Here is a 26306-nt window from a genome sequence, read left to right as displayed (position 1 = left end):
ATGCCCGAAAGCACGCTTGACCTCACCCTGGACGGCCCCGCGCTCACCGCCCGGCTCGTCGACTTCCCGTCGGTCAGCGGGGACGAGAAAGAGCTGGCCGACGCGATCGAGACGGCTCTGCGCGCCCTCCCGCACCTGGCCGTCGACCGGTACGGCAACAACGTCGTGGCCAGGACGCAGCTGGGCCGCGCCGAACGCGTGGTGCTCGCCGGACACATCGACACCGTCCCGATCGCCGACAACGTTCCGTCCCGGCTCGACGAGAACGGCGTGCTCTGGGGATGCGGCACCTCCGACATGAAGTCCGGCGTCGCCGTCCAGCTGCGGATCGCCGCCACCGTGCCCGAGCCCAACCGCGACCTGACCTTCGTCTTCTACGACAACGAAGAGGTCGCCGCACACCTCAACGGGCTCGGCCATGTCGCCGACGCCCACCCGGACTGGCTGGAGGGCGACTTCGCCGTCCTCCTCGAACCGTCCGACGCCCAGGTCGAGGGCGGTTGTCAGGGCACCCTGCGGGTCTTTCTCAGTACCGAAGGGGAGCGAGCGCACTCCGCACGCAGCTGGATGGGGTCCAACGCCATCCACGCCGCCGCCCCGATCCTCGGCCGCCTCGCCGCGTACGAACCGCGCCGGCCGGTCATCGACGGGCTGGAGTACCGCGAGGGCCTCAACGCCGTACGGATCGAGGCGGGCGTCGCCAACAACGTCATCCCGGACGCCTGCACCGTCGTCGTCAACTACCGGTACGCCCCCGACCGCAGCGCCGAAGAGGCACTGGCCCACGTCCACGAAGTCTTCGCGGACTGCGGCGTCGTCGAGTTCACCGTCGACGACCACTCCGGAGCGGCGATGCCCGGCCTCTCCCACCCGGCGGCCAAGGCGTTCATGGCGGCGGTCGGCGGCACCGCCCAGCCCAAGTTCGGCTGGACGGACGTCTCCCGCTTCGGCGCGCTCGGCGTCCCCGCGGTGAACTACGGACCCGGTGACGCACTCCTCGCGCACAAGCGCAACGAGCACGTGGCCGTCGACCGGATCACCCACTGCGAGGAGCGGCTCCGCTCCTGGCTCACCGGCTGACCCACAGCATTCCCCTGTGCGTAACCTCCGTAGATCTACCCTGACCTGACACACAACGTCGGCATGTCGTCGGAGGGAGCAGGTCATGGGCAACCCCGAGGAAGCGCACGTCCCCGAGGAGCAGCGGCTCGGACCGGTACTGCGCCGCAGGGAACAGGTACAGCCCGGCACCACCGATCAGCGGCTGCTGGACACCGAGGGCGACTCCGAGTGGGTGCACACCGACCCATGGCGGGTGATGCGCATCCAGTCGGAGTTCGTCGAAGGATTCGGCGCCCTCGCCGAGCTGCCCAGCGCCATCAGCGTCTTCGGCTCGGCCCGCAGCCCGGCCGGCGGACCGGACTACGAGGCGGGCGTACAGATCGGCAAGGCGCTGGTCGAGGCGGGCTTCGCGGTGATCACCGGGGGCGGGCCCGGAGCGATGGAAGCGGCGAACAAGGGGGCACGGGAGGCGAAAGGCGTCTCGGTCGGCCTCGGCATCGAGCTGCCCTTCGAGTCCGGCCTCAACCCGCACGTCGACATCGGCGTCAACTTCCGCTACTTCTTCGTCCGCAAGACGATGTTCGTGAAGTACGCGCAGGGCTTCGTCGTCCTGCCCGGCGGCCTCGGCACCCTGGACGAACTCTTCGAGGCGCTCACCCTCGTCCAGACGGGCAAGGTGACACGCTTCCCGATCGTGCTCTTCGGCACCGCGTACTGGTCCGGGCTCGTCGACTGGCTGCGGGACACGGTGGTGGCGCAGGGGAAGGCGTCCGAGCGGGATCTGCTGCTCTTCCACGTCACGGACAGCGTGGAAGAGGCGGTCACCCTGGTGACGAAGGAAGTCGGCCGGTAGGACGGCACGCCGGCGCCGGACGGGCTTGTTCGAGCCCCTCCGGCGATCGAGGCGCGGGGTCCGGGGCCGGAGCCCCGGTTTCGGGAAGGGACGGGGGGCCTGCCGCAGGCCCCCTGCCACCTCATGCGCCGGCTACGCCAGTCCCCTCCGCGCCACCGCCGGCGCCCGATGTCCGGCGATCGACGCCACCATGTCCAGCACCTGCCGCGTCTCCGCCACCTCGTGCACCCGATACACCCGCGCCCCCAGCCAGGCCGACACCGCGGTCGTCGCCAACGTCCCGACCAGCCGTTCCTTCACGGGCCGGTCGAGCGTCTCCCCGACGAAGTCCTTGTTGGACAGCGATACGAGGACGGGCCAGCCGGTCTCCGTCATCTCACCGAGCCGACGCGTCGCCTCCAGCGAGTGCCGGGTGTTCTTCCCGAAGTCATGGCCGGGGTCGATCATGATGCCGTCCGGCCTGACCCCGAGCTCCACGGCCCGCTCGGCCAGCCCCTCCGTCACCCGCAGGATGTCCGCCATCACGTCGTCGTACACGACCCGGTGCGGCCGGGTCCGCGGTTCGGCGCCGCCCGCGTGCGTGCACACCAGCCCCGCCCCGTACCGCGCGGCGACCTCCGCGAGCCTCGGGTCGACGCCGCCCCACGCGTCGTTCAGCACATCCGCACCGGCCTCGCAGACCGCCTCGCCGACATCGTGGCGCCAGGTGTCGACGCTGATGACGACATCCGGGTGGCGGCGCCGCACCTCGGCGACGAACCCGACCGTGCGTCGGGCCTCCTCCTGGGCCGTCACCTCCTCGCCGGGACCGGCCTTCACCCCGCCGATGTCGATGATTGCGGCGCCGTCCGCGACGGCCTGCTCGACCCTGGCGAGCGCGGGCTCGTCGCGGAAGGTCGCGCCCTGGTCGTAGAAGGAGTCCGGAGTACGGTTCACGATCGCCATGATCACCGGCTCGTGCGCCCCGAATTCGCGCCGCCCCAGCCTGAGCGCACCGCTTCGCATCCCGTGTTTCTCCTCTGGTAGATCGCCCCGTGGGTCGCCTGCGACCCTAACTGTCGGCACCGCATGGCACGATCGGAGCCGGACAGGTTTTCGCTCCCGGGGAGATGCGCGTGTTCTGGTTCTTGCTGCTGGCGATGGTGGTGGTCGTGGCCGCGGTCACCCTCGCGGTGGTCGGCGGAGGGAAGAGTGCGGTCCTGCAGGACGTGGCGCCCGAGCAGCTGACCGACCCGCTGCCCGTGAACCGGCCGGTCGGCCGCGCGGACATAGAAGCGATGCGACTGCCCGTGGTGGCCCGCGGCTACCGGATGACGGACGTCGACGACGCCCTCGGCCGGCTCGGCGCCGAGCTCGCCGAACGGGACGCGCGGATCGCCGAGCTGGAGTCGGCGCTCGCCGGCGCGCAGGCGACCGCAGCGGGCGGCAAGGGGCTCTTCAAGGAGCCGCCGCGCCCGCCGCGCCTCGAGCGGTCCCCGTGGGAACCGCCGCACCCGCCGCGCCCCGAGCGGTCGCACCCGCCGCGCCCCGAGCGGTCCCCGTGGGAACCGCCGCACCCGCCGACGCCGCCCGGCCCCCCGTCCGGACCTTCCGGGCCGCAGTCCGGGTCCCGGCCCGGCGAGGAGCCGCAGCGATGAGCGGCGTCGAAGCCGCGGCCGACGGCAGGCTGCGCTGCTCCTGGGCACTGTCCACCGACGACTACCTCGTCTACCACGACACCGAATGGGGCCGCCCCGTCCACGGCGACGACGCCCTGTTCGAACGGCTCTGCCTGGAGGCGTTCCAGTCCGGACTGTCCTGGCTGACGATCCTGCGCCGCCGGGAAGGGTTCCGCAGCGCCTTCGCCGGGTTCAAGATCCCCGCGGTCGCCGAGTTCACCGACGCCGACAAGGAACGTCTCCTCGCCGACGCCGGGATCATCCGCAACCGCGCGAAGATCGAGGCGACCCTTGCCAACGCCAAGGTGCTGGCCGACTGGCCGGACGGCGAGCTGGACGCACTGATCTGGTCGTACGCCCCCGACCCGGCCACCCGCCCCGCCCCGCGCACCCTCGGCGACGTCCCGGCGGTCACCCCGGAGTCCACGGCCCTCGCCAAGGACCTCAAGAAGCGCGGCCTGCGCTTCATCGGCCCCACGACGGCCTACGCCCTGATGCAGGCATGCGGCCTGGTCGACGACCACTTGGCGGACTGCGTGGCCCGGGGTACCGCGGCGTAGCGGAGAGCTACTTCCCCAGGTACTTCGGCTTCGCCTTGTCCAGGAAGGCCTGCACCGCGATCGTGTGGTCCTCCGACGCGCCCGCCTTCGTCTGGAGCTCGTCCTCCTTCTCCAGCGTCTCGCTCAGCGTGTGGCCGGCGCCGTACGCCAGGGATGCCTTGAGCGCGGCGTAGGCCACCGTCGGACCGTCCGCCAGCCTGCGGGCCACCGCCAGGGCCTCCGCGGCGAGGTCGTCGGCGGGCACCACCTTGTTCGCGATGCCCAGCTCGTAGGCGTCCTGTGCGGAGATCGAACGCGGGAAGAGCAGCAGATCGGCCGCGCGGCTCTGACCGATCAGCCGGGGCAGCGTCCACGAGACGCCCGAGTCGGCGGTCAGGGCGACCCCGGCGAACGAGGTGTTGAAGGACGCGCTGTCGGCCACCACCCGGTAGTCGCACGCGAGCGCGAACCCGAAGCCGGCACCGGCCGCGACACCGTTGACCCCGGCGACGACCGGCTTCTCCATCCCGGTGATGGCCCGTACGACCGGGTTGTAGTGCTCCTGCACGGTGCTCAGCGCATTGCCCGTGCCGGACTCGCGGGTGGCGGCGAGTGTGGCGACGTGTTCCTTGAGGTCCTGGCCGACACAGAAGGCGCGCCCGGTCGCGGTGAGCAGAACGGCCCGTACGGCGGTGTCGGCGGCAGCCGACTGCAGCGCGTCACGGAGCGCGACCTTGGCCGCCGTGTTCATGGCGTTCATCGCGCCGGGCCGGTTGATCGTGATCGTCGCGAGACCGTCAGTCACTTCGTAGAGCACCGTGTCGGCCACGTTGTCCGCCATTTGCTGTCCCCTTTGCGCCTCGGGCAATGCCTGTCGAGGCAAGCATGGCCGACATCACGGAGGGCGAACATGTGACCTGCGTCTAACAATTGCACCCCGATGCAGGGGTGAAGGCGACGGAGTATCGCAGTCGGATCGCCGAATTGAGTGGTTTTGAGAGAGCGCGTTGCGCAAGCGATGCAGACCGATGTTGGTCATCGGGGTCTGTGATGCGGGATAATGGCCAAGAAGCAATGTGTTCGATGCCGGTGACACAGCGCCTGTCATGGGGCCGCCGGTTGATATGAGCTGGTTTCAGGAAGGGGAACGAGCATGGCGGCCATGAAGCCGCGGACGGGCGACGGCCCGCTCGAGGTGACAAAGGAGGGGCGGGGCATCGTCATGCGCGTTCCGCTCGAAGGCGGCGGTCGGCTTGTCGTGGAGCTGACGCCGGACGAGGCCGATGCGCTCGGCGACGCCCTCAAGAAGGTCGTCGGCTGACGCAGAGGCGCCCACACTTCACCACTGCCCCGCCACGGAGCCCGTGCCGGGGCAGTGGTGCGTCCGGGCCACTTCGCAGCCCCGGGTACGGGGCGAGGACCGGCGGACGGTCAGCCGCGCCGGACCGCGCACAGCAACCCGTCGCCCACCGGCAACAAAGTGGCCATCAGCTCCTGGCTCTCCCGCACCGCCCGCAACAGCTCCCGCAGCCTCAGCACCTCCGCGGGCTGCGCCGCCGAGTCGACCGTGCGGCCGTCCGCGAAGACACCCTCGAAGCAGACCAGACCACCGGGTCGCAGCAGGCGCAACGATTCAGCGAGGCAGTCCAGGCTCTCCAGCCGGTCGCCGTCGCAGAACACCAGGTCGTATCCGCCGTCCGCGAGTCGCGGAAGTACGTCGAGGGCGCGTCCCGGGATGAACCGGGCCCGATTGGCGGCGAACCCCGCGGCCCGGAACGCCTCGCGGGCGAACTGCTGGCGCTCCGGCTCCGGATCGACCGTGGTCAGTACGCCGTCGGGTCGCATCCCGTGCAGCAGATAGATGCCGGAGACGCCGGTTCCGGTGCCGATCTCGGCCACCGCTTTGGCGTCCGTCGTGGCAGCGAGCAGGCGCAGCGCGGCGCCGGTGCCTGGCGACACCGAGCGGAGACCTGCGTCCCGGGCCCGGTCCCGGGCCCAGCGCAGTGCTTCGTCCTCGGCGACAAAGGCGTCGGCGAACGCCCAGCTCGTCTGCCGGTTGGCGGTAATGACCCTCTCCTGTCCCCGTAGTTGGCGCAACGGTGACTGTATCCGCTGTACCCGGGAACCCGCAGATGGGACCGGGCGTTATCAAGGGGCAGGGGAAAGCGCGTGGACGGGGCCCGCAGATCGGGCCCGGGAATCCGCGGCGGCGGTTCCGGGGTGGCCCCCGGCCCCAGCAGGAAAAAGGCTTATCCGGAGCTAACGGGCGAGGTGGCTATGGTAGGGGCTCCACTGGACACCACCAGAGCCGACAGGGGAGGTGCGGCTGCGCCTGTGGATCGGGGAGGAGTGCTACGGCGCTTCCTCAGGTCGGCGGGTGAGCCGAAATCCGTGACCAACATTGCTGACCGTTCTTCCAGCGACTCCGCACCGACCGCGACCTTCGCCTCAGATGCGGACTCCCAGGCTTGGATGCCGCCCTCATGGGAAGAGATCGTCAGCACGCACAGCGGTCGTGTCTACCGCCTTGCCTACCGACTGACGGGCAACCAGCACGATGCCGAGGACCTCACCCAGGAGGTCTTCGTCCGGGTGTTCCGTTCGCTGTCGACCTATACGCCCGGCACCTTCGAGGGCTGGCTGCACCGCATCACGACCAACCTGTTCCTGGACATGGTGCGTCGTAAGCAGCGGATCCGTTTCGACTCCCTCGGCGACGACGCCGCCGAGCGGCTGCCGAGCCGTGAGCCGTCCCCGCAGCAGGTTTTCAACGACACCCACTTCGACGCGGACGTGCAGCAGGCGCTGGACACCCTTGCGCCCGAGTTCCGCGCCGCGGTCGTGCTCTGTGACATCGAGGGACTTTCGTACGAGGAGATCGCCGCGACACTCGGCGTGAAGCTCGGCACCGTGCGCAGCCGCATCCACCGCGGACGCTCGCATCTGCGCAAGGCGCTGCAGCACCGTTCCCCCGAGGCCCGCGCCGAGCAGCGCTCGCTGGCGGGCGCGATGGTGGCGGGGGAGGGCGGATCGGCGTGAGTGGCACGGGTCCGACCCCTGCGGAACAGCATCTGGGGGACCGGCTTGCCGCGCTTGTCGACGGTGAGCTCAAACATGACGTCCGTGACCGGGTGCTCGCCCATCTCGCGACCTGCGCCAAGTGCAAGGCCGAGGCTGCTGCCCAGCGGCGGCTGAAGAGCGTCTTCGCACAGTCCGCCCCGCCTTCGCCGTCCGAGGGGTTCCTCGCCCGGCTTCAGGGCCTTCCCGGGGGACCTGGTGGTGACGACGACAGCCAAGGAAGACCATTCGGCGGCTCCGGGCGCTTCGCCGACGGACTCTTCCCCGCGATCCAGCCTCCCGGCAGCCGCACCGATTCAGCTTCGGGGAGCTCGCCGCTCGACCGCTTCGGCTATCTCCCGACACCGCACGCCTCGGCCGCGGTGCTTCCGGATGCCGCGTCGCGCTCCGCGTTCCCCATCCATGAGGTGGGCCGGGACGCGGACCGTTCGCCGTGGCGCGGTCGCAGGTTCGCCTTCGCGGCGGCCAGCGCCGTCTCGCTGGCGGCCATCGCGCTCGGCGGTGCCCTGCCGACGGACGCCGGTCCCGACGCCCCGGTCCGTGCCGAGGGCGCCGGAAACAATGTGACGCCCCTCGGCGCCGACGCACGCGCCGAGAGCGGCAGCGTGACCAGCCGCCGTGGTGGCGGCATCGGCACATCGGCAGCGCCCCACAGCAGCCCCACCGTCGCCGCCGCCACGCCGTTCCAGCAGCCGAGCGGCCGTGTACCCGCAATGCTGGGCACGGGCCTCGTCACGCCCAACCCCTTCATGGTCCCGGTGCTGACCAATGTGTCCGCGTCGCCGCTGATACGCCCGACTGCTACCAGCCCCCTGTTCGCCCGGGCGCTCGGCAGCGGACTGACCCCCTCCTCCTCCGCGCCCTCGCCGACCTCGTCCTGGACGCCCACATCGGCCTCGGCCCTGCCGAGCTCCGCCGATCACGCTCTGCCGCTTTCTCCCCGGCGCTGACCGGGGTCTGCGCAGCCATTCGCAAACCTGGTTGAATCCCGGGAGGAATGCCGGGAGGGATGTCCCTCGCGGGCGTGCAGAGGGCCAGTTGCGGCAGTTGCGGGGAGAACATGGACGACGGAAAGCCCACCGGGCCGAAGGCGAAGTGGTGGAGCCGTCCCACGTCGGGGCACACCACCACTTCAGCGCCGGAGAGTGCAGCCGCCGCGGTGGATGCACCGGTCGAGGACGCGCGGCCCGCGGACACACCCGCACGGCCCGAGCCGGTGGCGCCCGGGCAGCCCGTGGCACCCGAGCCGGTAACTCCCGCGGAGTCGATAACACCTGAGTCCGTGGCACCCGAGCCCGTGACGCCCGCGCAGTCCATGACACCCGAGCCCGTGGCGCAGGCTCCCGCAGCCCCGGCCCCCGCACCGGCGGCCCACGCATCCGCCGCCCCGGCCCCGGCGGTGAAGCCACTGCACGAGCCCGATGAGTACAGCACCCCGCCGTACGGCGGCCCCGGACCCTGGGCGCCCGCACCGCCCGTACAGCGCCCGGTCCCGACGCCGGCCCACGGCACCCCGGTACCCGCGCCGTACGCGGGCACGAACGGCGCGGACATGCCCGCCGGGCCCGCGCCCGTCCCCACCCCGGGCCCTGTCCCCGCAACGGCCTTCACGCCCCCGCCCCAGCCGCCCCAGTCCACGCCCTGGCTGCAGTACGACCCCTGGGGCGGGTACCGGCAGCCGCTGACCCAGCCAGGCCGGCCGCTCGGCTCCGACGGCGGACGGGGGAAGGACCGGCGCGGCTCGCTGCTCGTCGGCGCGCTCCTGCTCGCCCTGGTGGCGGGCGGCATCGGCGGTGGCATCGGGGCCTACATCGAGCGCAACGGCGGCCTGACCACGGTCGAGCTCCCGCAGGCCGCGAAGAACAGCGGCGGCCGCGCCCCCGACAGCGTCGCGGGCATCGCCGCCAGCGCCCTGCCCAGCGTCGTCACCCTCCACGTCAGCGGCACCACCGAATCGGGCACCGGCACCGGCTTCGTCCTCGACAACGAGGGCCACATCCTCACCAACAACCATGTGGTCGCCCCGGCCGGCTCCTCCGGCGACATCACCGTGACGTTCAGCGGCGGCGAGACCGCGAGCGCCGAGATCGTCGGCAAGGACAGTGGCTACGACCTCGCCGTGGTCAAGGTCAAGGGCGTCTCCGGGCTCAAGCCGCTGCCGCTGGGCAACTCCGACAACGTGCAGGTCGGCGACCCGGTCGTGGCCATCGGCGCCCCCTTCGACCTGTCCAACACCGTCACCTCCGGCATCATCAGCGCCAAGGACCGGCCGATCACCGCGGGCGGCGAGAAGGGCGACGGCAGCGACATCAGCTACGTGGACGCGCTGCAGACCGACGCCCCCATCAACCCGGGCAACTCCGGCGGCCCGCTGGTCGACACCGACGCCCATGTCATAGGCATCAACAGCGCCATCCGCGCCGCCGACAGCGGTTCGACGACCGAGGGCGGCCAGGCGGGCTCCATCGGCCTCGGCTTCGCCATCCCGATCAACCAGGGCAAGCGGGTCGCCGAGGAGCTGATCAACACCGGGAAGGCCACCCATCCGGTGATCGGTGTCACATTGGACATGAAGTTCACCGGTGACGGTGCCAAGGTCGGGGCGAAGGGTGCCGGGGGCAAGCCCGCGGTGACGCCGGGCGGTCCCGGCGCGAAGGCCGGCATCAAGCCGGGCGACATCATCACCGAGGTGGACGGCCAGCGGGTGCACAGCGGCGAGGAGTTGATCGTGAAGATCCGCGCACACCGCCCGGGCGACCGTTTGGACCTCGGTCTGACCCGCAGTGGTAAAGACCTGTCCATGACTTTGACTCTCGGGTCCGCAACGGGCACGTGACGGCACCGGGACGCTACCGCCCGGACAGGTCCGCCGGGTACCGTGGGCCGGGGCCGGATCTCATCCGGCCCGGTCCATGGTCTCGGAGAACACGAGGAGCAACCAGGTGTTCAATGACATAGGCGCACTCGAGGTGGTGACGCTCGTGATCCTCGGCGTGCTCGTCTTCGGCCCGGACAAGCTGCCCAAGGTCATCCAGGACGCCTCGCGCTTCATCCGGAAGATCCGTGAGTTCTCCGAGAGCGCCAAGGAAGACATCCGTACGGAGCTCGGCCCGGAGTTCAAGGACTTCGAGTTCGAGGACCTCAACCCGAAGACGTTCGTCCGCAAGCAGCTCATGGACGGCAACGATGATCTCGGGCTGAAGGAGATCCGCGAGAGCTTCGACCTCCGCAAGGAGATGGCGGAGGTCACCGACGCGGTGCACGGGCGCGAGACCACGTCCGTGGAGTCCGCGGGCGGCGTGTCGGGCAGCGCGGCGATCACCGCGGCGAACGGCTCCCCGGGCGCTCCCGACCTGCTCAAGAAGCGTGAACAGCCCGCGAAGGACGACCGTCCGCCGTTCGACGCAGACGCCACCTGACACCGGTCAATCCCGACTCGTCCGGACGGTATGGCTATTCTCCATCTGTCCGGTTGCGAGGCTGCCCGAGGGGGGCGGGCCACTCCGGACCCTAGGGATCGAGGAGGCGGCCGGGCAGATGGAGACGACAAGTCGGGCAGGCGCGGAAGGTGCGTCCAACGCAGTCACCGAGGAGGAGGTGCCGGCGGCCCGGCGTACGGTCGACGGCTATCTGCAGGCGTCGTTCCCCTGGTACGGACTGGACGAGGCCTTCACCGGTCCGCGCTGGCTGATGCCGGTCGGCACGGCGGCGGACGGCACGGTGCAGCACGGATCGACCGGGCATGGTGACGAGCCGCTCATCCGGGGCGACTCGGGCGGTGACAAGCAGCGGTTCGCGGTCGTGGTGACCGTGGCCAGCAGTCCCGTGCGGCGCAGCGGCGACGGTACGGGAGTCCTGGACGCGACCACGGTGTCGTCGGCCGCCTGGCTGGCGGGCTCGGGCCTGCTGTCGTTCACCTGGCCCGCGCAGCTGGACCACACGTTGCGCGACGACTGGCTGGACCAGCAGACGGAGACGGCGTTCGAACTCGCCGACGATCTGGACGGTCCCGCATGGTCGGTGCTGTCCCTGCCGGTGGACGGGGTTCCGGTGCCGTTCCACTACCGCGAGTCCGAGTACGGGTGGGTGCTGGCGGGGTCGGCGCGCGGCGGGGTGCACATCGGGGCGTACGGGCGCGGGATGAGCGCGTACGGACTCGGGTTCTCAGTGATCGCGGACATCGCCACGTACGCGTAGCGGCTCGATCGGTGAGCCGTGGCATGACGCGTCCGGTTCGCCGCGCTTTCCTCGATCGCCGGACGGGCTTCTTCCGTCGCGGCGATCGAGGACTCGGGCTGTCGGTCAGAACTTGTTGCGCGGGGTGATTCCCAGAGACATGCCCGACAGGCCCCGCTGGCGGCCGCCCAAGCGCTCCGCGATCGTGCGCAGCGCCTTGCCGGCCGGGGAGTCCGGGTCCGACAGGACCACGGGCTTGCCCTCGTCGCCGCCCTCGCGCAGACGTACGTCGATCGGGATGGAGCCGAGCACCGGCACCTCCGCGCCGACCGTCTTCGTCAGGCCCTCGGCCACCTTCCGGCCGCCGCCCGTGCCGAACACGTCGACCATTTCGTCGCAGTGCGGGCACGGCATGCCCGACATGTTCTCGACGACGCCGACGATCTTCTGATGGGTCTGCACCGCGATCGAGCCGGCCCGCTCGGCCACCTCGGCCGCGGCCTGCTGCGGGGTCGTGACGACCAGGATTTCCGCGTTCGGCACGAGCTGGGCCACGGAGATCGCGATGTCACCGGTGCCCGGCGGCAGGTCGAGCAGCAGGACGTCGAGGTCGCCCCAGTACACATCGGCGAGGAACTGCTGCAGCGCTCGGTGCAGCATCGGGCCACGCCACACGACCGGGGCGTTGCCCGGGGTGAACATGCCGATGGAGATGACCTTCACGCCGTACGCCGACGGCGGCATGATCATGTTCTCGACCTGGGTCGGCTTGCCGTCCACGCCGAGCATCCGCGGCACGCTGTGCCCGTAGATGTCCGCGTCCACGACGCCGACCTTGAGGCCGTCGGCGGCCATCGCCGCCGCCAGGTTCACTGTCACGGAAGATTTGCCGACGCCGCCCTTGCCGGACGCCACCGCGTACACCCGGGTCAGCGAGCCGGGCTTGGCGAACGGCACCTCGCGCTCCGCCGTGCCGCCGCGCAGCGACGAGGTGAGTTCCTTGCGCTGTTCGTCGCTCATCACGTCGAGCGTCACGTCGACGCGCGTGACGCCTTCGACCTTCGCCACCGCTTCGGTCACGTTCTTGGTGATGGTCTCGCGCATCGGGCAGCCGGACACCGTGAGATACACCGTGACAGCGACCGCACCGTCAGCGGCGATCTCGACCGACTTGACCATGCCGAGTTCGGTGATCGGTCGGTGGATCTCCGGGTCGTTCACTGTCGCCAGTGCTTCGCGCACCGCGTCTTCGGTAGCCATACGACGATGTTACGGCGCCCGGACCCGCCGCCGGGATGGGCCGTCAGCGGTCTTCGTCACTCTCGGCAGGAAATAGTGCGCGCCGGTGGTCCATGTCCTTCACCATGTCCTGGAGTTCCGAGCGGATCCAGTCGCGGGTGGCGACCTCGCCGAGCCCCATCCGCAGGGACGCGATCTCCCGGGTGAGGTACTCGGTGTCCGCGATGGAGCGCTCGTTCTGCTTGCGGTCCTGCTCGTGGGTGACCCGGTCGCGGTCGTCCTGCCGGTTCTGCGCGAGCAGGATCAGCGGGGCCGCGTACGAGGCCTGGAGCGACAGCATCAGCGTCAGGAAGATGAACGGGTACTCGTCGAAGCGCAGGCTCACCGGGGCGAAGATGTTCCACAGCACCCAGACGATGATGATCAGCGTCATCCAGACGATGAACCGCCCGGTGCCCAGGAAGCGGGCGATCCGCTCGGAGAACCGGCCGAACGCCTCGGGGTCGTACTCCGGCAGCAGCCGGGGCCGCAGATCCTTCGGCTGATCCAGCCGGCCCCTGGAGGTGCGCGTCATCGCCGACGACCCCGTCGACGACGGCCCGGGCCCCGACCCCCTGGAGCGGTCCTCACCCGCCATGGGCCACCCACTCCTCGCCGTGGAAGTCGGTCTCGCGCCAGTCCTCGGGCAGCAGATGGTCGAGTACGTCGTCGACGGTCACCGCACCGAGCAGCGACCCGCTCTCGTCCACGACGGGCACCGAGACCAGGTTGTACGCCGCCAGATAACTGGTCACCACCGACAGCGGGGTGTCCGGGGTCAGCGGTACGAGGTCGCTGTCGACGATCGAGCTGACCAGGGTGAACGGCGGGTCGCGCAGCAGCCGCTGGAAGTGCACCGTGCCCAGGTACTTGCCGGTCGGCGTCTCGTCCGGCGGCCGGCACACGTACACCTGCGCGGCGAGCGCCGGGGACAGGTCGGAGCGGCGGACCCGCGCGAGCGCGTCGGCGACCGTGGCGTCCGGCCGCAGCACGATCGGCTCGGTGGTCATCAGGCCGCCCGCGGTCCGCTCCGCGTACGACAGCAGCCGCCGCACGTCCGCCGCGTCGTCCGGCCGCATCAGCATCAGCAGCCGCTCCTTGTCCTCCTCCGGCAGTTCGGAGAGCAGGTCGGCCGCGTCGTCCGGGTCCATCGCCTCCAGGACGTCGGCGGCACGCTCCTCCTTGAGCTTGCCGATGATCTCCACCTGGTCGTCCTCGGGCAGCTCCTCCAGGACGTCGGCGAGCCGGTCGTCGTCGAGCGCGGCGGCCACCTCGGCGCGCCGCTTCGGCGACAGATGGTGCAGTGCGTTGGCCACATCGGTCGGGCGCAGCCGCTCGAACGTGGCGACGAGCGACTCGGCGCCCTGTCCGTGCTCCTCCAGCGAGAAGCCGCTCACCGCGGACCAGTCCACCGTCAGGGTCTCGCCCTTGCGTCGCAGCGCCCCGCCCCTGCCCTTGCGCACGAAGTACTTGACGATCTCCCAGTCGCGGCGGGCCGGGAGCTGCTGGATCGCGACATCGAGGATGGTGACCTCCTCGTCGGTCTCCACCAGCCGGACCCGGCGGTCCAGGAACTCGCCGAGGATCAGGCGTTCGGTGGGGCGCTGCTCGAAGCGCCGCATGTTCACCACGCCGGTGGTGATGACCTGGCCCGAGTCGATGCCCGTCACCCGGGTCATCGGGAGGAAGATCCGGCGCCGGCTGACCACCTCGACGACGAAGCCGAGCAGCCGTGGCGGACGGCCGCCGACCCGCAGCATCGCGACGAGATCGCGGACGCGGCCCACCTGGTCGCCATTGGGGTCGAAGACGGGCACACCGGAGAGGTGCGAGACGAAGACCCGGGAGGCGCCTGCGGCCATGCTGGGTGTGCCTCCTTCCGCCCCGTCGAGATGGAGTAGGTCTGTTCAGCCGGTTATTCGCTGTTATGACGGGATCAGGCTAGCCCGTACCGCTCCGGGTCGGCCCGGTGGAGCCGTCCGTACGGCTCTGCGCCGGACGGCCCACCCGGCACCGGTACGCTGCCGTCAGCCACCCCCGACACGCAGATGAGAGGCAGTGCGCCCGTGACCTCTTTTGTCCCGCCCGTCGCTCCCCGCCGGCGGACCGCTGTTGCCATCCTGCTCTGTGCGGGCCTGACCGCAGCCCTGACGGCGTGCGGCAGCGAGGATCCGGACAAGGGGACCAACGGCGTCGGCAGACTCTCGGCGGCGGAGATCGAGAAGCGGGCCCAGAAGGCGGCGGACTCCGCGGACGCGGTGCGGCTGGCCGGCACGCTGGTCAGCAAGGGCGGTACGTACAAGATCGACATGCGGCTCAAGGAGGACGGCGGCACGGGCTCGCTCACCTCGAAGAACAGCACGTTCGAGCTGCTGCGGATCGGTGACGAGGTCTACCTCAAGGCCGACTCCGGCTTCTGGAGCCACGACGAGAAGGGCAGCACGGACAGCAAGGGTGACGCAGGTGCCGCGGCCGGGGACAAGCTCCGGAACAAGTACGTGAAGGTCCCCCTGGGCGACCCCACGTACAAGCAGCTGCGCGGCTTCACGGACATGAAGACCCTGCTCGACGGGATGCTCACGCTGCACGGCAAGGTCAACAAGGGCGACCACGGCAAGGTGGGTTCCGTCCGTACCGTCCAGATCCTCGGCGGCAAGGGCGAGGGCGGTGCGCTCGACGTCTCACTGAAGGGCACGCCGTATCCGCTGCGGTTCGCCCGCGGCGGTGGCGGAGGCATTCTCACGCTCGCCGACTGGGGCCTGGACTTCGAGCTGAAGGCCCCGGCCAAGGGCGACACGGTGGACTACGGGCAGCAGCTCCCCGAGTCGACCTCGTAGCGCCGCCCGGCCGCCGTCAGCTCTTGCGGCGGCGCTTCAGCAGCAGGCGCGGGAGCGCGTCGGGCACGGGGCGGCGGGTGGTCGCCGGGGTCGGCAGCGGCGGCGCCGCGTGCGAGATGTCCGGCAGGTCCGTACGGGAGTCGCCGGGCGTCAGCCGCAGTACCCGGCACTCGCGCGCCCACCGCTCCGTCATCTGTTCGGCGTCCGGCGCGTTCAGCCGCTTGCCCTTGAGCTCGGCGACCGCCGCCTCCCACTCCTCGGAGTGCGGCGCGAGCTCCGTCACGGCGGCCGTCCAGGCGACCAGCCGGCCGCCCTTGTCCTTGCTGCGTACGGTGACCTCGGCGGCGGACCCGTCGGTGAGACCGGCCGGCAGAGGCTGTTCGCCCGGGCCGTCCCCGACGAGATGGGCCGCCCCCTCGTGCCATGCGTGCCACAGCGCCCGCGCGGGCCCGGTGCCGCGCACCCAGATGAGGCCGGACTTCTTGGTGGCCTCCTCGACGAGGGCCGGTCCCAGCAGCGAGTCAGCGGCAGCAGCAGTCATGACCTCAACTCTATTAGAGCCAACCGTTGCGCTTGAGCGAGCGGTGGATGGAGAAGCAGACGACCCCGATGACGCCCATCACCATCGGGTAGCCGTACGTCCACCGCAGTTCCGGCATGTGGTCGAAGTTCATGCCGTAGACGCCGCAGATCATGGTCGGCACGGCGATGATGGCCGCCCAGGACGTGATCTTGCGCATGTCCTCGTTCTGGGCGACGGTCGCCTGCGCCAGGTTGGCCTGCAGGATGGAGTTCAGCAGTTCGTCGAAGCCGATGACCTCTTCGTGCACCCGCGCCAGGTGGTCGGCGACGTCCCGGAAGTACTTCTGGATGTCCGGGTCGACCAGCCGCATCGGCCGCTCGCTGAGCAGCTGCATGGGCCGCAGCAGTGGCGAGACGGCCCGCTTGAACTCCAGCACCTCACGCTTCAGCTGGTAGATCCGGCCGGCGTCCGAACCGCGCGGGCTGCCCTTCGCGGGGGTGGAGAAGACCTCGATCTCCACCTCGTCGATGTCGTCCTGGACGGCGCCCGCCACCGCGATGTAGCCGTCGACGACATGGTCGGCGATGGAGTGCAGAACGGCCGACGGCCCTTTGGCGAGCAGCTCGGGGTCGTCCTGCAGCCGGTGCCGCAGCGCACGCAGCGAACCGTGCCCGCCGTGCCGGACGGTGATGACGAAGTCCCGGCCGGTGAAACACATCACCTCACCGGTCTCGACGACCTCGCTGGACGCGGTGAGCTCGGCGTGCTCGACGTAGTGGATGGTCTTGAAGACGGTGAACAGCGTGTCGTCGTACCGCTCCAGCTTCGGCCGCTGGTGGGCGTGGACGGCGTCCTCGACGGCGAGCGGGTGGAGACCGAACTCCCGGGCGATACCGGCGAATTCGGCCTCGGTCGGCTCGTGGAGGCCGATCCAGGCGAAGCCGCCCTCCTCCCGTACCCGGAGCATCGCCTCGTGCGGTGTGAGGCAATTTCCGCTCTCCTGGCGCCGCCCGTTGCGGTAGACCGCGCAGTCGACGACCGCGCTGGAGGCGGACGGGTCACGGGTGGTGTCGTAATTGCTGTGCAGGACGTTGGTCTTACGCAGGGACGGGCGCACGGCGGCGCGCAGGTCACGGATCATCGACATGGCTGGCTCCTTCACGGAGGGCCGTCGTCGGGCGCGTGGAACAGCCCGGAATGGGGACGTGTGCTCACATCCGCAAAGCGGGCGGCACCGCGGCGGCACGATGACGGCGTTCGCTACAGACAGGCAAAAAAGGAGTGCTCTTCCGTCGTGCGCAATGCCCCGGGCCTTGACCGAGAAGGCTTCAGATCACCGAAGAAAGGTGTCGGGCGGAAGAGCGATCGGTACTGCACGATCGACTTCGATCCATTGCAGCCCCACCTCCTCCAGCCGGTCCCCCGTGGGGGATGACGTGTCGTCGGAACTGAGAGCGACGCTTCTGCGTGCTGTCCGACCAGCGGCCAAGACTATCAGCCGACACAGGGCCAATCCCTTACTTTGCCCGTTCGATACGCGTTCTATGCTCGCCACATGGGAGAAATTCTTGCTCTGGTCGAGGCCCGTCTGCGGACGGCTCTCGGTGAACCGGACGCACGCGCCGCGGTGACGTTCCTCGGTACGGACCGGATCGAGGTGCTCCGTTTCGTCGACGGCAATGTGGTGCGCTACGCGACGCTCGGCATGTCCGCCCAGCCGATGGCCGACCCGACCGCAGCCCTCGCGGACCCGGTGAAGGGGCCACGTGCCGAGCTGGTCCTCTCCGTGCGGGCCGGTCTTGCCGACACCGACAAGGTTCTCCGCGGGCTGGCGGTGCTGGCGGCCTCGCCGCAGGTCGAGGGGTTGATCGTGGCGCCCGGCGCCTCGCTGGACCTCGGTGAACCGCTCTGGCCCGGGGCGCCGTTCAGCTCGGTGCTGGTCGCCGAGTCGGGTGGTCTGGTCGAGGACCTCGAGCTGGACGAGCCGATGGAGCCGGTGCGGTTCCTGCCGCTGCTGCCGATGACGCACAACGAGGCGGCGTGGAAGCGGGTCCGCGGGGCGCAGGAGCTCCAGGAGCGGTGGCTGTCGCACGGGACGGATCTGCGTGATCCGCTGCGTGCCTCCGTGGCCCTGGACTGAGACCTACGTCATACGGGGTGCGGGAAGCCCCGCCGCGCGGCCAGGAGGGGGAGCCGCGGGCGGGGCGGAACAGGGTTGACCCGGAGGTCAGTTGGCGAAGACCGTGACGCCGTCCTCGGTGGCGTGCTTCGGCTCCAGCTCCTCCGCCTCATGGGTCAGGGACGTACGCCGGATCCGGACGACGAGCGCGCCGGCCACGGCCGCGAGCGCGGCGACCACGAACGGGACGTGGATGTTGCTCCACTCCTCGATCTTCGGGGCGAGATACGGGGCGGCAGCCGCGGCGAACCAGCGGACGAAGTTGTAGCCCGCGCTCGCCACCGGGCGCGGCGCGTCGGAGACGCCGAGTGCCAGCTCCGTGTAGACGGTGTTGTTCATGCCGATGAAGGCGCCGGAGACGATCGTGCAGACGATCGCCGCGGTGTGATTGCCGTAGCCGAGAATCAGCAGGTCGACGGCGAGCAGGACCAGCGAGGCGCCGAGCACCTTGAGCGAGCCGAAGCGCTTCTGCAGCCGGGGTGCGACGAGCACCGAGAAGACGGCGAGCAGCAGACCCCAGGCGAAGAAGACCGCGCCCGACTTGTACGGCGTCATGTTCAGCACGAACGGGGTGAACGCCAGGATCGTGAAGAACGCGTAGTTGTAGAAGAACGCCGAGGTGGCGACCGAGGCGAGGCCGCCGTGACCGAGCGCCCTGACCGGATCGAGCAGTGAGGTCTTGCGGGCCGGCTTCGGCTGTTCCTTCAGGAACGCCGTGATGCAGATGAAGCCGATCGCCATCAGCGCCGCGGTGCCGAAGAACGGATAGCGCCAACTGGCGTCACCGAGCAGCGCGCCGAGCAGCGGACCGCAGGCCATGCCGAGGCCGAGCGCCGACTCGTACAGCAGGATCGCCGCGGAGCTGCCGCCCGCCGCCGCGCCGACGATCACGGCGAGCGCCGTCGAGACGAAGAGCGCGTTGCCGAGTCCCCAGCCGGCCCGGAAGCCGACGAGTTCCGCGACGGACGACGAAGTGCCGGAGAGCCCGGCGAAGACGACGACGAGCGCGAGGCCGGTCAGGAGTGTCTTACGGCCGCCGATGCGGCTGGAGACGAATCCGGTGACCAGCATCGCGACCGCGGTGATCAGGAAGTACGAGGTGAAGAGCAGGGACACCTGGCTGGGTGTGGCCTCGAGTCCCTTGGCGATGGACGGCAGGATCGGGTCGACCAGCCCGATTCCCATGAACGCGACAACCGAGGCGCCCGCGGTGGCCCAGACGGCCTTGGGCTGGCGCAGGATGCTGCCCGTTCCCTGATCGAATGGATCCTCTGCCGGCATGGGGGTTCTCGCTCTCCAGTAGATCGATGCGTTGTACATAGAATAAGTTAGAGAACCTAATGAATGCAAGCTACATCTATTTATCCTGGTGGGAGCCACGCTGCGGACGGGTGATCGTCCTTGACGCGGCGACAGCCGGGGAGGACCGTTGGGCGCTATGAGGGGCGAACCCAGTTGCCCGAAGTGCGGTGGCCGGGTCAGGGCGCCCGGTCTTTTCGCCGACACCTGGCAGTGCGCCGTGCACGGCGCCGTGTATCCGTTGCAGCCGGTGATCCCACCCAGCGTCGAGGCGCTCGGCGTGGTGGTGCACCGGGCCCGGGTACCGGTGTGGATGCCCTGGCCGCTGCCGGTCGGCTGGCTGTTCACCGGCGTGGCCTACGCGGGCGACGACCGCAGCGGCGGCCGCGCCACCGTCGTCGCCTGCTCGGGACCGGGTCCGCTCGGCGGGGTGGGCGAGATGCTGCTCGTCGCCGAGGAGCTCGGGGTCGGCCTCGGCGCGCGCTACGCCGGGATCGACGGCCCCGATCCGGGCCCGTACCTCCACGTCGACGGCCCGCCCAACGCCAAGGTGCTGGCCGCCGGACGGCCCACCCCGCTCTGGCAGGTCAAGAGCGCCCCCGAGGACCGGGCGGTCTTCGCGGGTGAGGCGCGCGGGCTCTGGCTGTGGGCGGTCGTCTGGCCCGAGCAGTCCGCGCTGCTGATGTACGACGAGCTGATACTGACCGATCTGCGCGACGCAGGGGCAGAGGTCGACCTCGTGCCCTGCGGGGCGCTCAGCCCACGACTGCTCAGCCAGCCCTAGGCGCGGCACACGGTCCCGGCCGCGTTGCCGCCCTGCCCGCTGTCCTGCCGTCCTGACCGGGCGGTGTTCGAATGCCGGTTATCCTTGGGCGTCCCCCCTGTCCGGCTGAGAGCACTGGAGTACGCGTCGTGCACATCGACCTGCACACCCACTCCACCGCGTCGGACGGCACGGACACCCCTGCCGAGCTGATGCGGAACGCCGCCGCGGCAGGGCTCGATGTCGTCGCTCTCACCGACCACGACAGCGTCCGCGGCCATGCCGAGGCGATCGCCGCGCTCCCCGAGGGCCTCACTCTCGTCACCGGCGCCGAGCTCTCCTGCCGGATGGACGGCGTGGGCCTGCACATGCTCGCGTACCTCTTCGACCCCGACGAGCCCGAGTTGGCGCGCGAACGCGAGCTGGTCCGCGACGACCGGGTGCCGCGCGCACGGACGATGGTGCGCAAGCTCCAGGCGCTCGGCGTTCCCGTCGAGTGGGAGCAGGTCGCCCGGATCGCCCGCGACGGATCGGTCGGCAGGCCGCACATCGCCACCGCGCTCGTCGAGCTCGGTGTCGTCGAGACCGTCTCCGACGCCTTCACCCCCGAGTGGCTCGCCAACGGCGGACGCGCGTACGCCGAGAAGCACGAACTCGACCCCTTCGAAGCGATCCGGCTGGTCAAGGCTGCCGGTGGCGTCACCGTCTTCGCCCACCCGCTCGCCGTCAAGCGCGGTGAGGTGGTGCCCGAGGCGTCGATAGCCCGGTTCGCCGCGGCAGGCCTCGACGGCATCGAGGTCGACCACATGGACCATGACGAGCCGACCAGGGCCCGGCTGCGCGGCCTCGCCAAGGAACTGGGGCTGCTGGCCACCGGTTCCAGCGACTACCACGGCAGCCGGAAGACCGTACGGCTCGGCGAATACACCACCGACCCGGAGATCTACGGCGAGATCACCCGGCGCGCCACGGGAGCCTTCCCGGTGCCGGGTGCCGGCGGACCCCGCCCCGCGTAGCTCCCCGTCTGCGCGCCTCGCGCACTTCATCGCTTCTCGCGTACGCACCCCCTTCTCTCTTCGCGTGCCCGGCCGGACCTGGCTGTGGGCTGCGCGTGTCCTGTCTCGACCCGCTCTCTTCTCGCAAGGCCTCACTGTGTTCGACGTTGCTGTCTTCGGATCCCTTTTTCTCACGCTTTTTGTGATTATGGATCCGCCCGGGATCACCCCGATCTTCCTCGCCCTGACTGCCGGACGGCCCGCCAAGATCCAGCGCCGGATGGCGTTCCAGGCGGTTGCGGTCGCCTTCGGTGTGATCGCCGTCTTCGGCGTGCTCGGCCAGCAGATCCTCGACTATCTGCATGTCTCCGTCCCCGCCCTGATGATCGCCGGCGGACTCCTTCTGCTGCTGATCGCGCTCGATCTGCTGACCGGCAAGACCGACGAGCCGACGCAGACGAAGGACGTCAACGTGGCGCTCGTACCGCTCGGCATGCCGCTGCTCGCCGGACCCGGGGCGATCGTGTCGGTGATCCTGGCGGTGCAGCACGCCGACAGCTTCGCCACCCAGATCTCCGTCTGGACGGCGATCATCGTCATGCATGTCGTGCTCTGGCTCGCCATGCGCTACTCGCTGCTGATCATCCGTGTGATCAAGGACGGCGGTGTCGTGCTGGTGACGCGGCTTGCCGGCATGATGCTCTCCGCCATCGCCGTACAGCAGATCATCAACGGGATCACCCAGGTCATCCAGGGCTCCTGACGGCGCCCGCACATGCCACAGCGCCCCCGTACGGACAGTCCGTACGGGGGCGCTTCGTCTTTGTGCGTCGTCAGGTGTTACGAAGCCGAGGTCTCGGCCGGGCGGATATAGATGCGCTGGCCTATCGCGGCGGCCTGCTGCACGATCCGGTTGACGGAGGCGGCGTCCACGACGGTGCTGTCCACGGCGGTACCGTCGACATCGTCGAGTCGCATGATCTCGAAGCGCATATGGCTTCCCTTCGTCTGATCCTCCTGCTGGAGAACTACTGGGGAGGACGGATGGTCCGTCCGCAAGGATGTGGAGCACCAGGCATCGATGTCTCGCGCTCCACAGGGTGTACAACGGCATGCTCTCTGCAAACATTCCCTACGCTAAGGAAATTTTTTGGATGTCTAAGTACCAGTGGGTAATGGGTCGTGCGCGGACGATGAGGTCCGTATGAGCGAGGCAGAGATCGCAGAGATCGGCGAGCGCCTGGACCGCACCAACGAGCTGCTCAAACGCATGCTCGCCGAGGTGTCGAAGACCCCTTCGACCCACGCGATCTTCGTGGACGCGGGCTATGTGTACGCGGCGGCCGGGCTGCTCGTCACCGGCACCGAGGACCGGCGCTCCTTCGACCTCGATGCGGAAGGGCTGATCGAGGCGTTCATCGACAAGGCCCGCACGATCTTCGCGGACAGCAGACTCCTGCGCGTGTACTGGTACGACGGGGCCAGGCGCCGGATCCACACCGTCGAGCAGCAGTCCATCGCCGAACTCCCCGACGTCAAGGTCAGACTCGGCAACCTCAACGCCAACAACCAGCAGAAGGGGGTCGACTCACTCATCCGCACCGACCTCGAATCGCTCGCCCGGCACCGCGCCATCAGCGACGCGGCGCTCGTCGGCGGCGACGAGGACCTGGTGTCGGCGGTCGAGGCGGCGCAGGGGTACGGGGCCCGGGTCCACCTGTGGGGCATCGAGGCCGGAGAGGGCCGCAACCAGGCCGAACCGCTGCTCTGGGAGGTGGACAGTCAGCGCACCTTCGACCTCGACTTCTGCCGCCCGTACGTCACCAGACGCCCCGTCACCACATACGAGGACGACACCCCGGCTCCCTCGCGTGACGATGTCCGCTTCGTCGGTGCGCAGATCGCCGCGGCCTGGCTCGCCGCCCGCGGTCGCGAGTCCCTCGCCGATCTGCTGCCCGGACACCCCTACCTGCCGGGCTCCGTCGACCAGGATCTGCTGGTCGAGGCCGAACGACTCCTCCAGCACTCGCTGCGCGGCCACGCCCACCTGCGGCGGGCGCTGCGCGACGGCTTCTGGCAGCACCTGCAGGCGCAGTACTGAGCTACACGCCGTCCCAGAAGGAGACGAGCGCGGCGGCGGTCTGCTCCGGACGGTCCGTGTTGGGGGAGTGTTCGGCGCCCGCGATCCGGGTGCGGTGTGCGCCGAGACGCTGCGCCATCGTGTCGAGCAGGGGGACCGGCCAGGTGTCGTCGCGCTCGCCGGACAGCACATGGACGGGCAGCGGCACGGCGGCGAGTTCGGCCACCCGGTCCGGCTCGGTCACCAGCTGCCGGCCGGTGGCGATCAGCTGGGCGGCCCGGTGCCGCAGCCAGCGCCGGCGCAGGCCCTCGCCGTCCGTGGCCGCGTCCTCCGGCGGGTCGAGGGCCCGCATCGCTTCCCACACCTCGGCCATGCTCAGCGTCGCGAGCGCGTCGCCGAGCATCTTCACCTTGAGCTGCTGGGCCTCGGTGACCTGGGCGGGGCCGGAGGACATCAGCGTCAGCGAACGGAACGGCGAGGCGTCGAGCAGCACGGCCGCGCGGGCGATCTGGCCGCCGAGCGAATGCCCGAGCAGGTGTACTGCACCGTCACCGCCGGCGTCGAGCGCGGCGGCCTGAGCGAGTGCGTCACGAGCCAACTCGCCCTGGGCATACTCTTCCTGACGGTCCGTCCCCTCGGTCTCGTACTGTCCGCGCCCATCGACGGCGACGATGCGGTACCCGGCGGCGGAGAGCGGTTCGAGGAGCGCGATGAAGTCCTCCTTGCTGCCCATGTAACCGGGCAACAGAAGGGCGGTGCCGCGCGGTTCGGCGGGCGGCAGGGCTTCCAGCACGGCGAAGTCCCCGCGCGCGGTGCGCAGCGGGTGGACGCGGGCGCAGGGGGGCGGGGTGAAGGTGTGCGGCCGACTCATGGGAAAGAGGCTAAGTCCTCGAACGCCGGACGGGCTGAATCGGGTGTCCTCAAACGCCGGACGGGCTTGAGGTTGCCCTCAAGCCCGTCCGGCAGTTCAAGCGTCCGGGGCAGAGCCCCGGATCAACCGACCTGGTGCGATCAGCTCTCGGTGGCAGCCGTCCGCGCCCGGCGACGCCGCGGCTTCGCCTCGCCCTCGGCGACCGGAGCCTCCACCACGGTCTCCGCCTTCGGCTTGGCCGCAGCCCGCGTCCGTCGGCGCGGCTTGCTCTCCGGCACCGGTTCGGCGATCGGCGCGATCTGGAAGTCGACCTCGTCCGCCGCCGGCTTGGCGACGACCCGGGCGCGACGACGCGGCTTGGTCACCGCCTTGACCTCCGGCACCGGTTCGGCGATCGGCGCGGTCTGGAAGTCGACCTCGTCCACCGGCTTGGCGACGACGCGGGCCCGGCGACGACGCGGCTTGGCCTCGGCCACCGGCTCCGCCTCGACCGTCACGGGTGCCTCGACAACGGCGGCCGGAGCCTGCGCCACGGCCACCGCGGCCTCGGCTGCGACATCCGGGGCCCCGACACGGGTACGACGACGGCGACGCGGCGTGCGCGGCTCGGCCGGCGCGTCAGCAACCGACACGGCCTCCGAGGCCTCGGAGGCCGGCGCCGGCACCACGGCGGCGGCGCCGTCCGCGACCGTGGACCCGCCCCGGGTACGACGACGCTGACGCGGCGTACGCGGGGCCCGCTCCTCGGATGCGGCAGGCGCCGAGGACGCGGCGGACGACTTGCGGCCACGGCCGCCCGTCTCACCCAGGTCCTCGATCTCCTCGGCCCGAAGACCCGCACGGGTCCGCTCGGTGCGCGGCAGCACACCCTTGGTGCCGGCCGGGATGTCGAGCTCCTCGAAGAGGTGCGGCGACGTGGAGTACGTCTCGACCGGGTCGGGGAACTTCAGGTCCAGCGCCTTGTTGATCAGCTGCCAGCGCGGGATGTCGTCCCAGTCGACCAGCGTGACCGCGATGCCCTTGGCACCGGCACGGCCGGTCCGGCCGATGCGGTGGAGGTACGTCTTCTCGTCCTCCGGCGACTGGTAGTTGATGACGTGCGTGACGCCTTCGACATCGATACCGCGGGCCGCGACGTCGGTGCAGACGAGCACGTCCACCTTGCCGTTGCGGAACGCGCGCAGCGCCTGCTCACGGGCGCCCTGGCCGAGGTCGCCATGGACCGCGCCGGACGCGAAACCGCGCTTCTCCAGCTGCTCGGCGATGTCGGCGGCCGTCCGCTTCGTACGGCAGAAGATCATCGCAAGTCCGCGGCCGTTGGCCTGCAGGATGCGCGAGACCATCTCGGGCTTGTCCATCGAGTGGGCCCGGAAGACGTGCTGCGAGGTGTTCGCGACGGTCGCGCCCTCACCGTCGGGCGAGGTGGCACGGATGTGCGTCGGCTGCGACATGTAACGCCGCGCGAGGCCGATGACCGCACCCGGCATGGTCGCCGAGAACAGCATGGTCTGGCGCTTGGGCGGAAGCATCGTGATGATCTTCTCGACGTCGGGCAGGAAGCCCAGGTCGAGCATCTCGTCGGCCTCGTCGAGAACGAGCGAGCGCACGTGCGACAGGTCGAGCTTGCGCTGCCCCGCCAGGTCGAGCAGTCGCCCCGGGGTGCCGACAATCACATCGACGCCCTTCTTGAGGGCTTCGACCTGGGGTTCGTACGCACGGCCGCCGTAGATGGCGAGAACGCGGACGTTACGCACCTTGCCGGCCGTCAGCAGGTCGTTGGTGACCTGCTGGCAGAGCTCACGGGTGGGGACGACGACCAGCGCCTGCGGCGCCTCGGTCAGCTGCTCGGGCTGTGCCCGGCCGGCCTCGACGTCCGCGGGGACGGTGACGCGCTCCAGCAGCGGAAGACCGAAACCGAGCGTCTTGCCGGTACCGGTCTTGGCCTGTCCGATCACGTCGGAGCCGGAGAGTGCGACGGGGAGCGTCATCTCCTGGATGGGGAACGGGGACACAATGCCGACGGCCTCAAGGGCCTCGGCCGTCTCGGGAAGAATCCCGAGGTCTCGGAACGTAGTCAGGGTGCTGCCTCTTCTGTGAGACGCGGTCCGAGGCGAA

At 70.2% G+C, this 26306-nt stretch carries 28 protein-coding genes; 16 read left to right on the top strand and 12 right to left on the bottom strand.

The features are described from left to right. A complete protein-coding gene (gene dapE, locus OHA88_RS18765; RefSeq protein ID WP_328626363.1) occupies nt 1-1080 on the top strand; it encodes a succinyl-diaminopimelate desuccinylase in 1080 nt (359 codons plus the stop codon). A gap of 85 nt (nt 1081-1165) precedes the next feature. After that, the gene (locus OHA88_RS18760; protein ID WP_326605632.1) at nt 1166-1915 is read left to right on the top strand and encodes a TIGR00730 family Rossman fold protein; all 750 of its coding nucleotides are present in this window, start codon (nt 1166-1168) and stop codon (nt 1913-1915) included. 132 nt (nt 1916-2047) lie between these two features. Here OHA88_RS18760 and folP read toward each other — a convergent pair whose 3' ends face one another. Next, on the bottom strand, nt 2048-2920 hold the full coding sequence (gene folP / locus OHA88_RS18755; protein WP_328626362.1) for a dihydropteroate synthase: 873 nt from the start codon (nt 2918-2920) through the stop codon (nt 2048-2050). A 110-nt stretch (nt 2921-3030) separates the two neighbouring features. Here folP and OHA88_RS18750 point away from each other — a divergent pair, with 110 nt between their 5' ends. Together OHA88_RS18750 and OHA88_RS18745 are read left to right on the top strand one after the other, a co-directional pair. After that, complete coding sequence (locus OHA88_RS18750) at nt 3031-3552, top strand: hypothetical protein (protein WP_328626361.1); 522 nt, start codon at nt 3031-3033, stop codon at nt 3550-3552. Then, nucleotides 3549-4133, top strand: coding sequence for a DNA-3-methyladenine glycosylase I (locus tag OHA88_RS18745; protein WP_328626360.1), 585 nt, complete (start codon nt 3549-3551; stop codon nt 4131-4133). Before OHA88_RS18750 ends, OHA88_RS18745 begins: the two co-directional genes overlap by 4 nt. A gap of 7 nt (nt 4134-4140) precedes the next feature. Here the strand turns inward: OHA88_RS18745 and OHA88_RS18740 are convergent, their stop codons facing one another. Beyond that, complete coding sequence (locus tag OHA88_RS18740; protein ID WP_328626359.1) at nt 4141-4953, bottom strand: enoyl-CoA hydratase/isomerase family protein; 813 nt, start codon at nt 4951-4953, stop codon at nt 4141-4143. A gap of 312 nt (nt 4954-5265) precedes the next feature. On the opposite strand from OHA88_RS18740, the gene OHA88_RS18735 reads away from it, so the two are divergent. After that, nucleotides 5266-5433, top strand: a complete 168-nt coding sequence (locus OHA88_RS18735; protein WP_003966491.1) for a DUF3117 domain-containing protein — start codon at nt 5266-5268, stop codon at nt 5431-5433. A gap of 110 nt (nt 5434-5543) precedes the next feature. Here OHA88_RS18735 and OHA88_RS18730 read toward each other — a convergent pair whose 3' ends face one another. Then, complete coding sequence (locus tag OHA88_RS18730; protein ID WP_030915381.1) at nt 5544-6209, bottom strand: O-methyltransferase; 666 nt, start codon at nt 6207-6209, stop codon at nt 5544-5546. Between the two features lie 180 nt (nt 6210-6389). Between OHA88_RS18730 and sigE the strand changes: the two genes are divergently transcribed. The 5 genes from sigE to OHA88_RS18705 all read left to right on the top strand — a co-directional run bounded on the left by sigE (nt 6390) and on the right by OHA88_RS18705 (nt 11387). Further along, nucleotides 6390-7151: an RNA polymerase sigma factor SigE gene (gene sigE, locus OHA88_RS18725; RefSeq protein ID WP_199919160.1), complete on the top strand. Its 762-nt coding sequence runs from the start codon at nt 6390-6392 to the stop codon at nt 7149-7151. Next, nucleotides 7148-8140: a zf-HC2 domain-containing protein gene (locus OHA88_RS18720; RefSeq protein WP_328626358.1), complete on the top strand. Its 993-nt coding sequence runs from the start codon at nt 7148-7150 to the stop codon at nt 8138-8140. The genes sigE and OHA88_RS18720 overlap by 4 nt, the downstream gene beginning before the upstream one ends. Nucleotides 8141-8250: 110 nt before the next feature. Next, complete coding sequence (locus tag OHA88_RS18715) at nt 8251-10026, top strand: S1C family serine protease (RefSeq protein WP_328626357.1); 1776 nt, start codon at nt 8251-8253, stop codon at nt 10024-10026. 106 nt (nt 10027-10132) lie between these two features. After that, the gene (locus OHA88_RS18710; protein ID WP_326605638.1) at nt 10133-10609 is read left to right on the top strand and encodes a sec-independent translocase; all 477 of its coding nucleotides are present in this window, start codon (nt 10133-10135) and stop codon (nt 10607-10609) included. A gap of 118 nt (nt 10610-10727) precedes the next feature. After that, entirely contained in the window at nt 10728-11387 is a 660-nt protein-coding gene (locus tag OHA88_RS18705) for a hypothetical protein (RefSeq protein ID WP_328626356.1), read from the top strand. A 105-nt stretch (nt 11388-11492) separates the two neighbouring features. Here OHA88_RS18705 and OHA88_RS18700 read toward each other — a convergent pair whose 3' ends face one another. Genes OHA88_RS18700 through OHA88_RS18690 form a run of 3 tightly spaced genes read right to left on the bottom strand, consistent with a single transcriptional unit; the run spans nt 11493 to nt 14506 of the window. Continuing rightward, a complete protein-coding gene (locus OHA88_RS18700; RefSeq protein WP_267002179.1) occupies nt 11493-12626 on the bottom strand; it encodes an Mrp/NBP35 family ATP-binding protein in 1134 nt (377 codons plus the stop codon). A 43-nt stretch (nt 12627-12669) separates the two neighbouring features. Further along, on the bottom strand, nt 12670-13242 hold the full coding sequence (locus tag OHA88_RS18695) for a DUF1003 domain-containing protein (RefSeq protein ID WP_328626355.1): 573 nt from the start codon (nt 13240-13242) through the stop codon (nt 12670-12672). Further along, nucleotides 13232-14506, bottom strand: a complete 1275-nt coding sequence (locus tag OHA88_RS18690) for a magnesium transporter MgtE N-terminal domain-containing protein (RefSeq protein WP_267002174.1) — start codon at nt 14504-14506, stop codon at nt 13232-13234. The genes OHA88_RS18695 and OHA88_RS18690 overlap by 11 nt, the downstream gene beginning before the upstream one ends. Before the next feature lie 204 nt (nt 14507-14710). On the opposite strand from OHA88_RS18690, the gene OHA88_RS18685 reads away from it, so the two are divergent. Continuing rightward, nucleotides 14711-15481, top strand: coding sequence for a hypothetical protein (locus OHA88_RS18685; protein ID WP_328626354.1), 771 nt, complete (start codon nt 14711-14713; stop codon nt 15479-15481). Between the two features lie 16 nt (nt 15482-15497). Here OHA88_RS18685 and OHA88_RS18680 read toward each other — a convergent pair whose 3' ends face one another. Continuing rightward, the gene (locus tag OHA88_RS18680) at nt 15498-16022 is read right to left on the bottom strand and encodes a hypothetical protein (RefSeq protein WP_328626353.1); all 525 of its coding nucleotides are present in this window, start codon (nt 16020-16022) and stop codon (nt 15498-15500) included. Between the two features lie 13 nt (nt 16023-16035). After that, on the bottom strand, nt 16036-17151 hold the full coding sequence (locus OHA88_RS18675; protein ID WP_328626352.1) for a magnesium and cobalt transport protein CorA: 1116 nt from the start codon (nt 17149-17151) through the stop codon (nt 16036-16038). 408 nt (nt 17152-17559) lie between these two features. On the opposite strand from OHA88_RS18675, the gene OHA88_RS18670 reads away from it, so the two are divergent. Continuing rightward, on the top strand, nt 17560-18144 hold the full coding sequence (locus tag OHA88_RS18670) for a suppressor of fused domain protein (protein ID WP_328626351.1): 585 nt from the start codon (nt 17560-17562) through the stop codon (nt 18142-18144). Between the two features lie 87 nt (nt 18145-18231). Here the strand turns inward: OHA88_RS18670 and OHA88_RS18665 are convergent, their stop codons facing one another. Then, nucleotides 18232-19464, bottom strand: a complete 1233-nt coding sequence (locus OHA88_RS18665) for an MFS transporter (protein WP_328626350.1) — start codon at nt 19462-19464, stop codon at nt 18232-18234. A gap of 157 nt (nt 19465-19621) precedes the next feature. Between OHA88_RS18665 and OHA88_RS18660 the strand changes: the two genes are divergently transcribed. The 3 genes from OHA88_RS18660 (at nt 19622) to OHA88_RS18650 (ending at nt 22003) form a co-directional block, all read left to right on the top strand. Beyond that, complete coding sequence (locus OHA88_RS18660) at nt 19622-20266, top strand: DUF6758 family protein (protein WP_267002161.1); 645 nt, start codon at nt 19622-19624, stop codon at nt 20264-20266. A 128-nt stretch (nt 20267-20394) separates the two neighbouring features. Next, nucleotides 20395-21261 carry a PHP domain-containing protein gene (locus OHA88_RS18655; protein WP_328626349.1) on the top strand — a complete coding sequence of 289 codons (867 nt, stop codon included), beginning with the start codon at nt 20395-20397 and terminating at the stop codon, nt 21259-21261. Between the two features lie 136 nt (nt 21262-21397). Next, the gene (locus tag OHA88_RS18650; protein ID WP_328626348.1) at nt 21398-22003 is read left to right on the top strand and encodes a MarC family protein; all 606 of its coding nucleotides are present in this window, start codon (nt 21398-21400) and stop codon (nt 22001-22003) included. Nucleotides 22004-22080: 77 nt separating this feature from the next. On the opposite strand, the gene OHA88_RS18645 is transcribed toward OHA88_RS18650, so the two are convergent. Continuing rightward, complete coding sequence (locus tag OHA88_RS18645) at nt 22081-22233, bottom strand: hypothetical protein (RefSeq protein ID WP_177328023.1); 153 nt, start codon at nt 22231-22233, stop codon at nt 22081-22083. Between the two features lie 211 nt (nt 22234-22444). On the opposite strand from OHA88_RS18645, the gene OHA88_RS18640 reads away from it, so the two are divergent. Beyond that, complete coding sequence (locus tag OHA88_RS18640) at nt 22445-23341, top strand: NYN domain-containing protein (protein ID WP_030969626.1); 897 nt, start codon at nt 22445-22447, stop codon at nt 23339-23341. Nucleotide 23342: 1 nt separating this feature from the next. Here OHA88_RS18640 and OHA88_RS18635 read toward each other — a convergent pair whose 3' ends face one another. Together OHA88_RS18635 and OHA88_RS18630 are read right to left on the bottom strand one after the other, a co-directional pair. Beyond that, complete coding sequence (locus OHA88_RS18635; protein WP_328626347.1) at nt 23343-24191, bottom strand: alpha/beta fold hydrolase; 849 nt, start codon at nt 24189-24191, stop codon at nt 23343-23345. 140 nt (nt 24192-24331) lie between these two features. Next, nucleotides 24332-26179 (bottom strand): DEAD/DEAH box helicase, encoded by a 1848-nt coding sequence (locus OHA88_RS18630; protein WP_328626346.1) that lies wholly within the window; start codon nt 26177-26179, stop codon nt 24332-24334. Nucleotides 26180-26306: the final 127 nt, after the last annotated feature.

Source organism: Streptomyces sp. NBC_00353 (assembly GCF_036108815.1).
Lineage (GTDB): Bacteria > Actinomycetota > Actinomycetes > Streptomycetales > Streptomycetaceae > Streptomyces.
The sequence above is the reverse complement of the archived record's forward strand: the minus strand, read 5'-3'. Positions and strand labels throughout refer to the sequence as shown.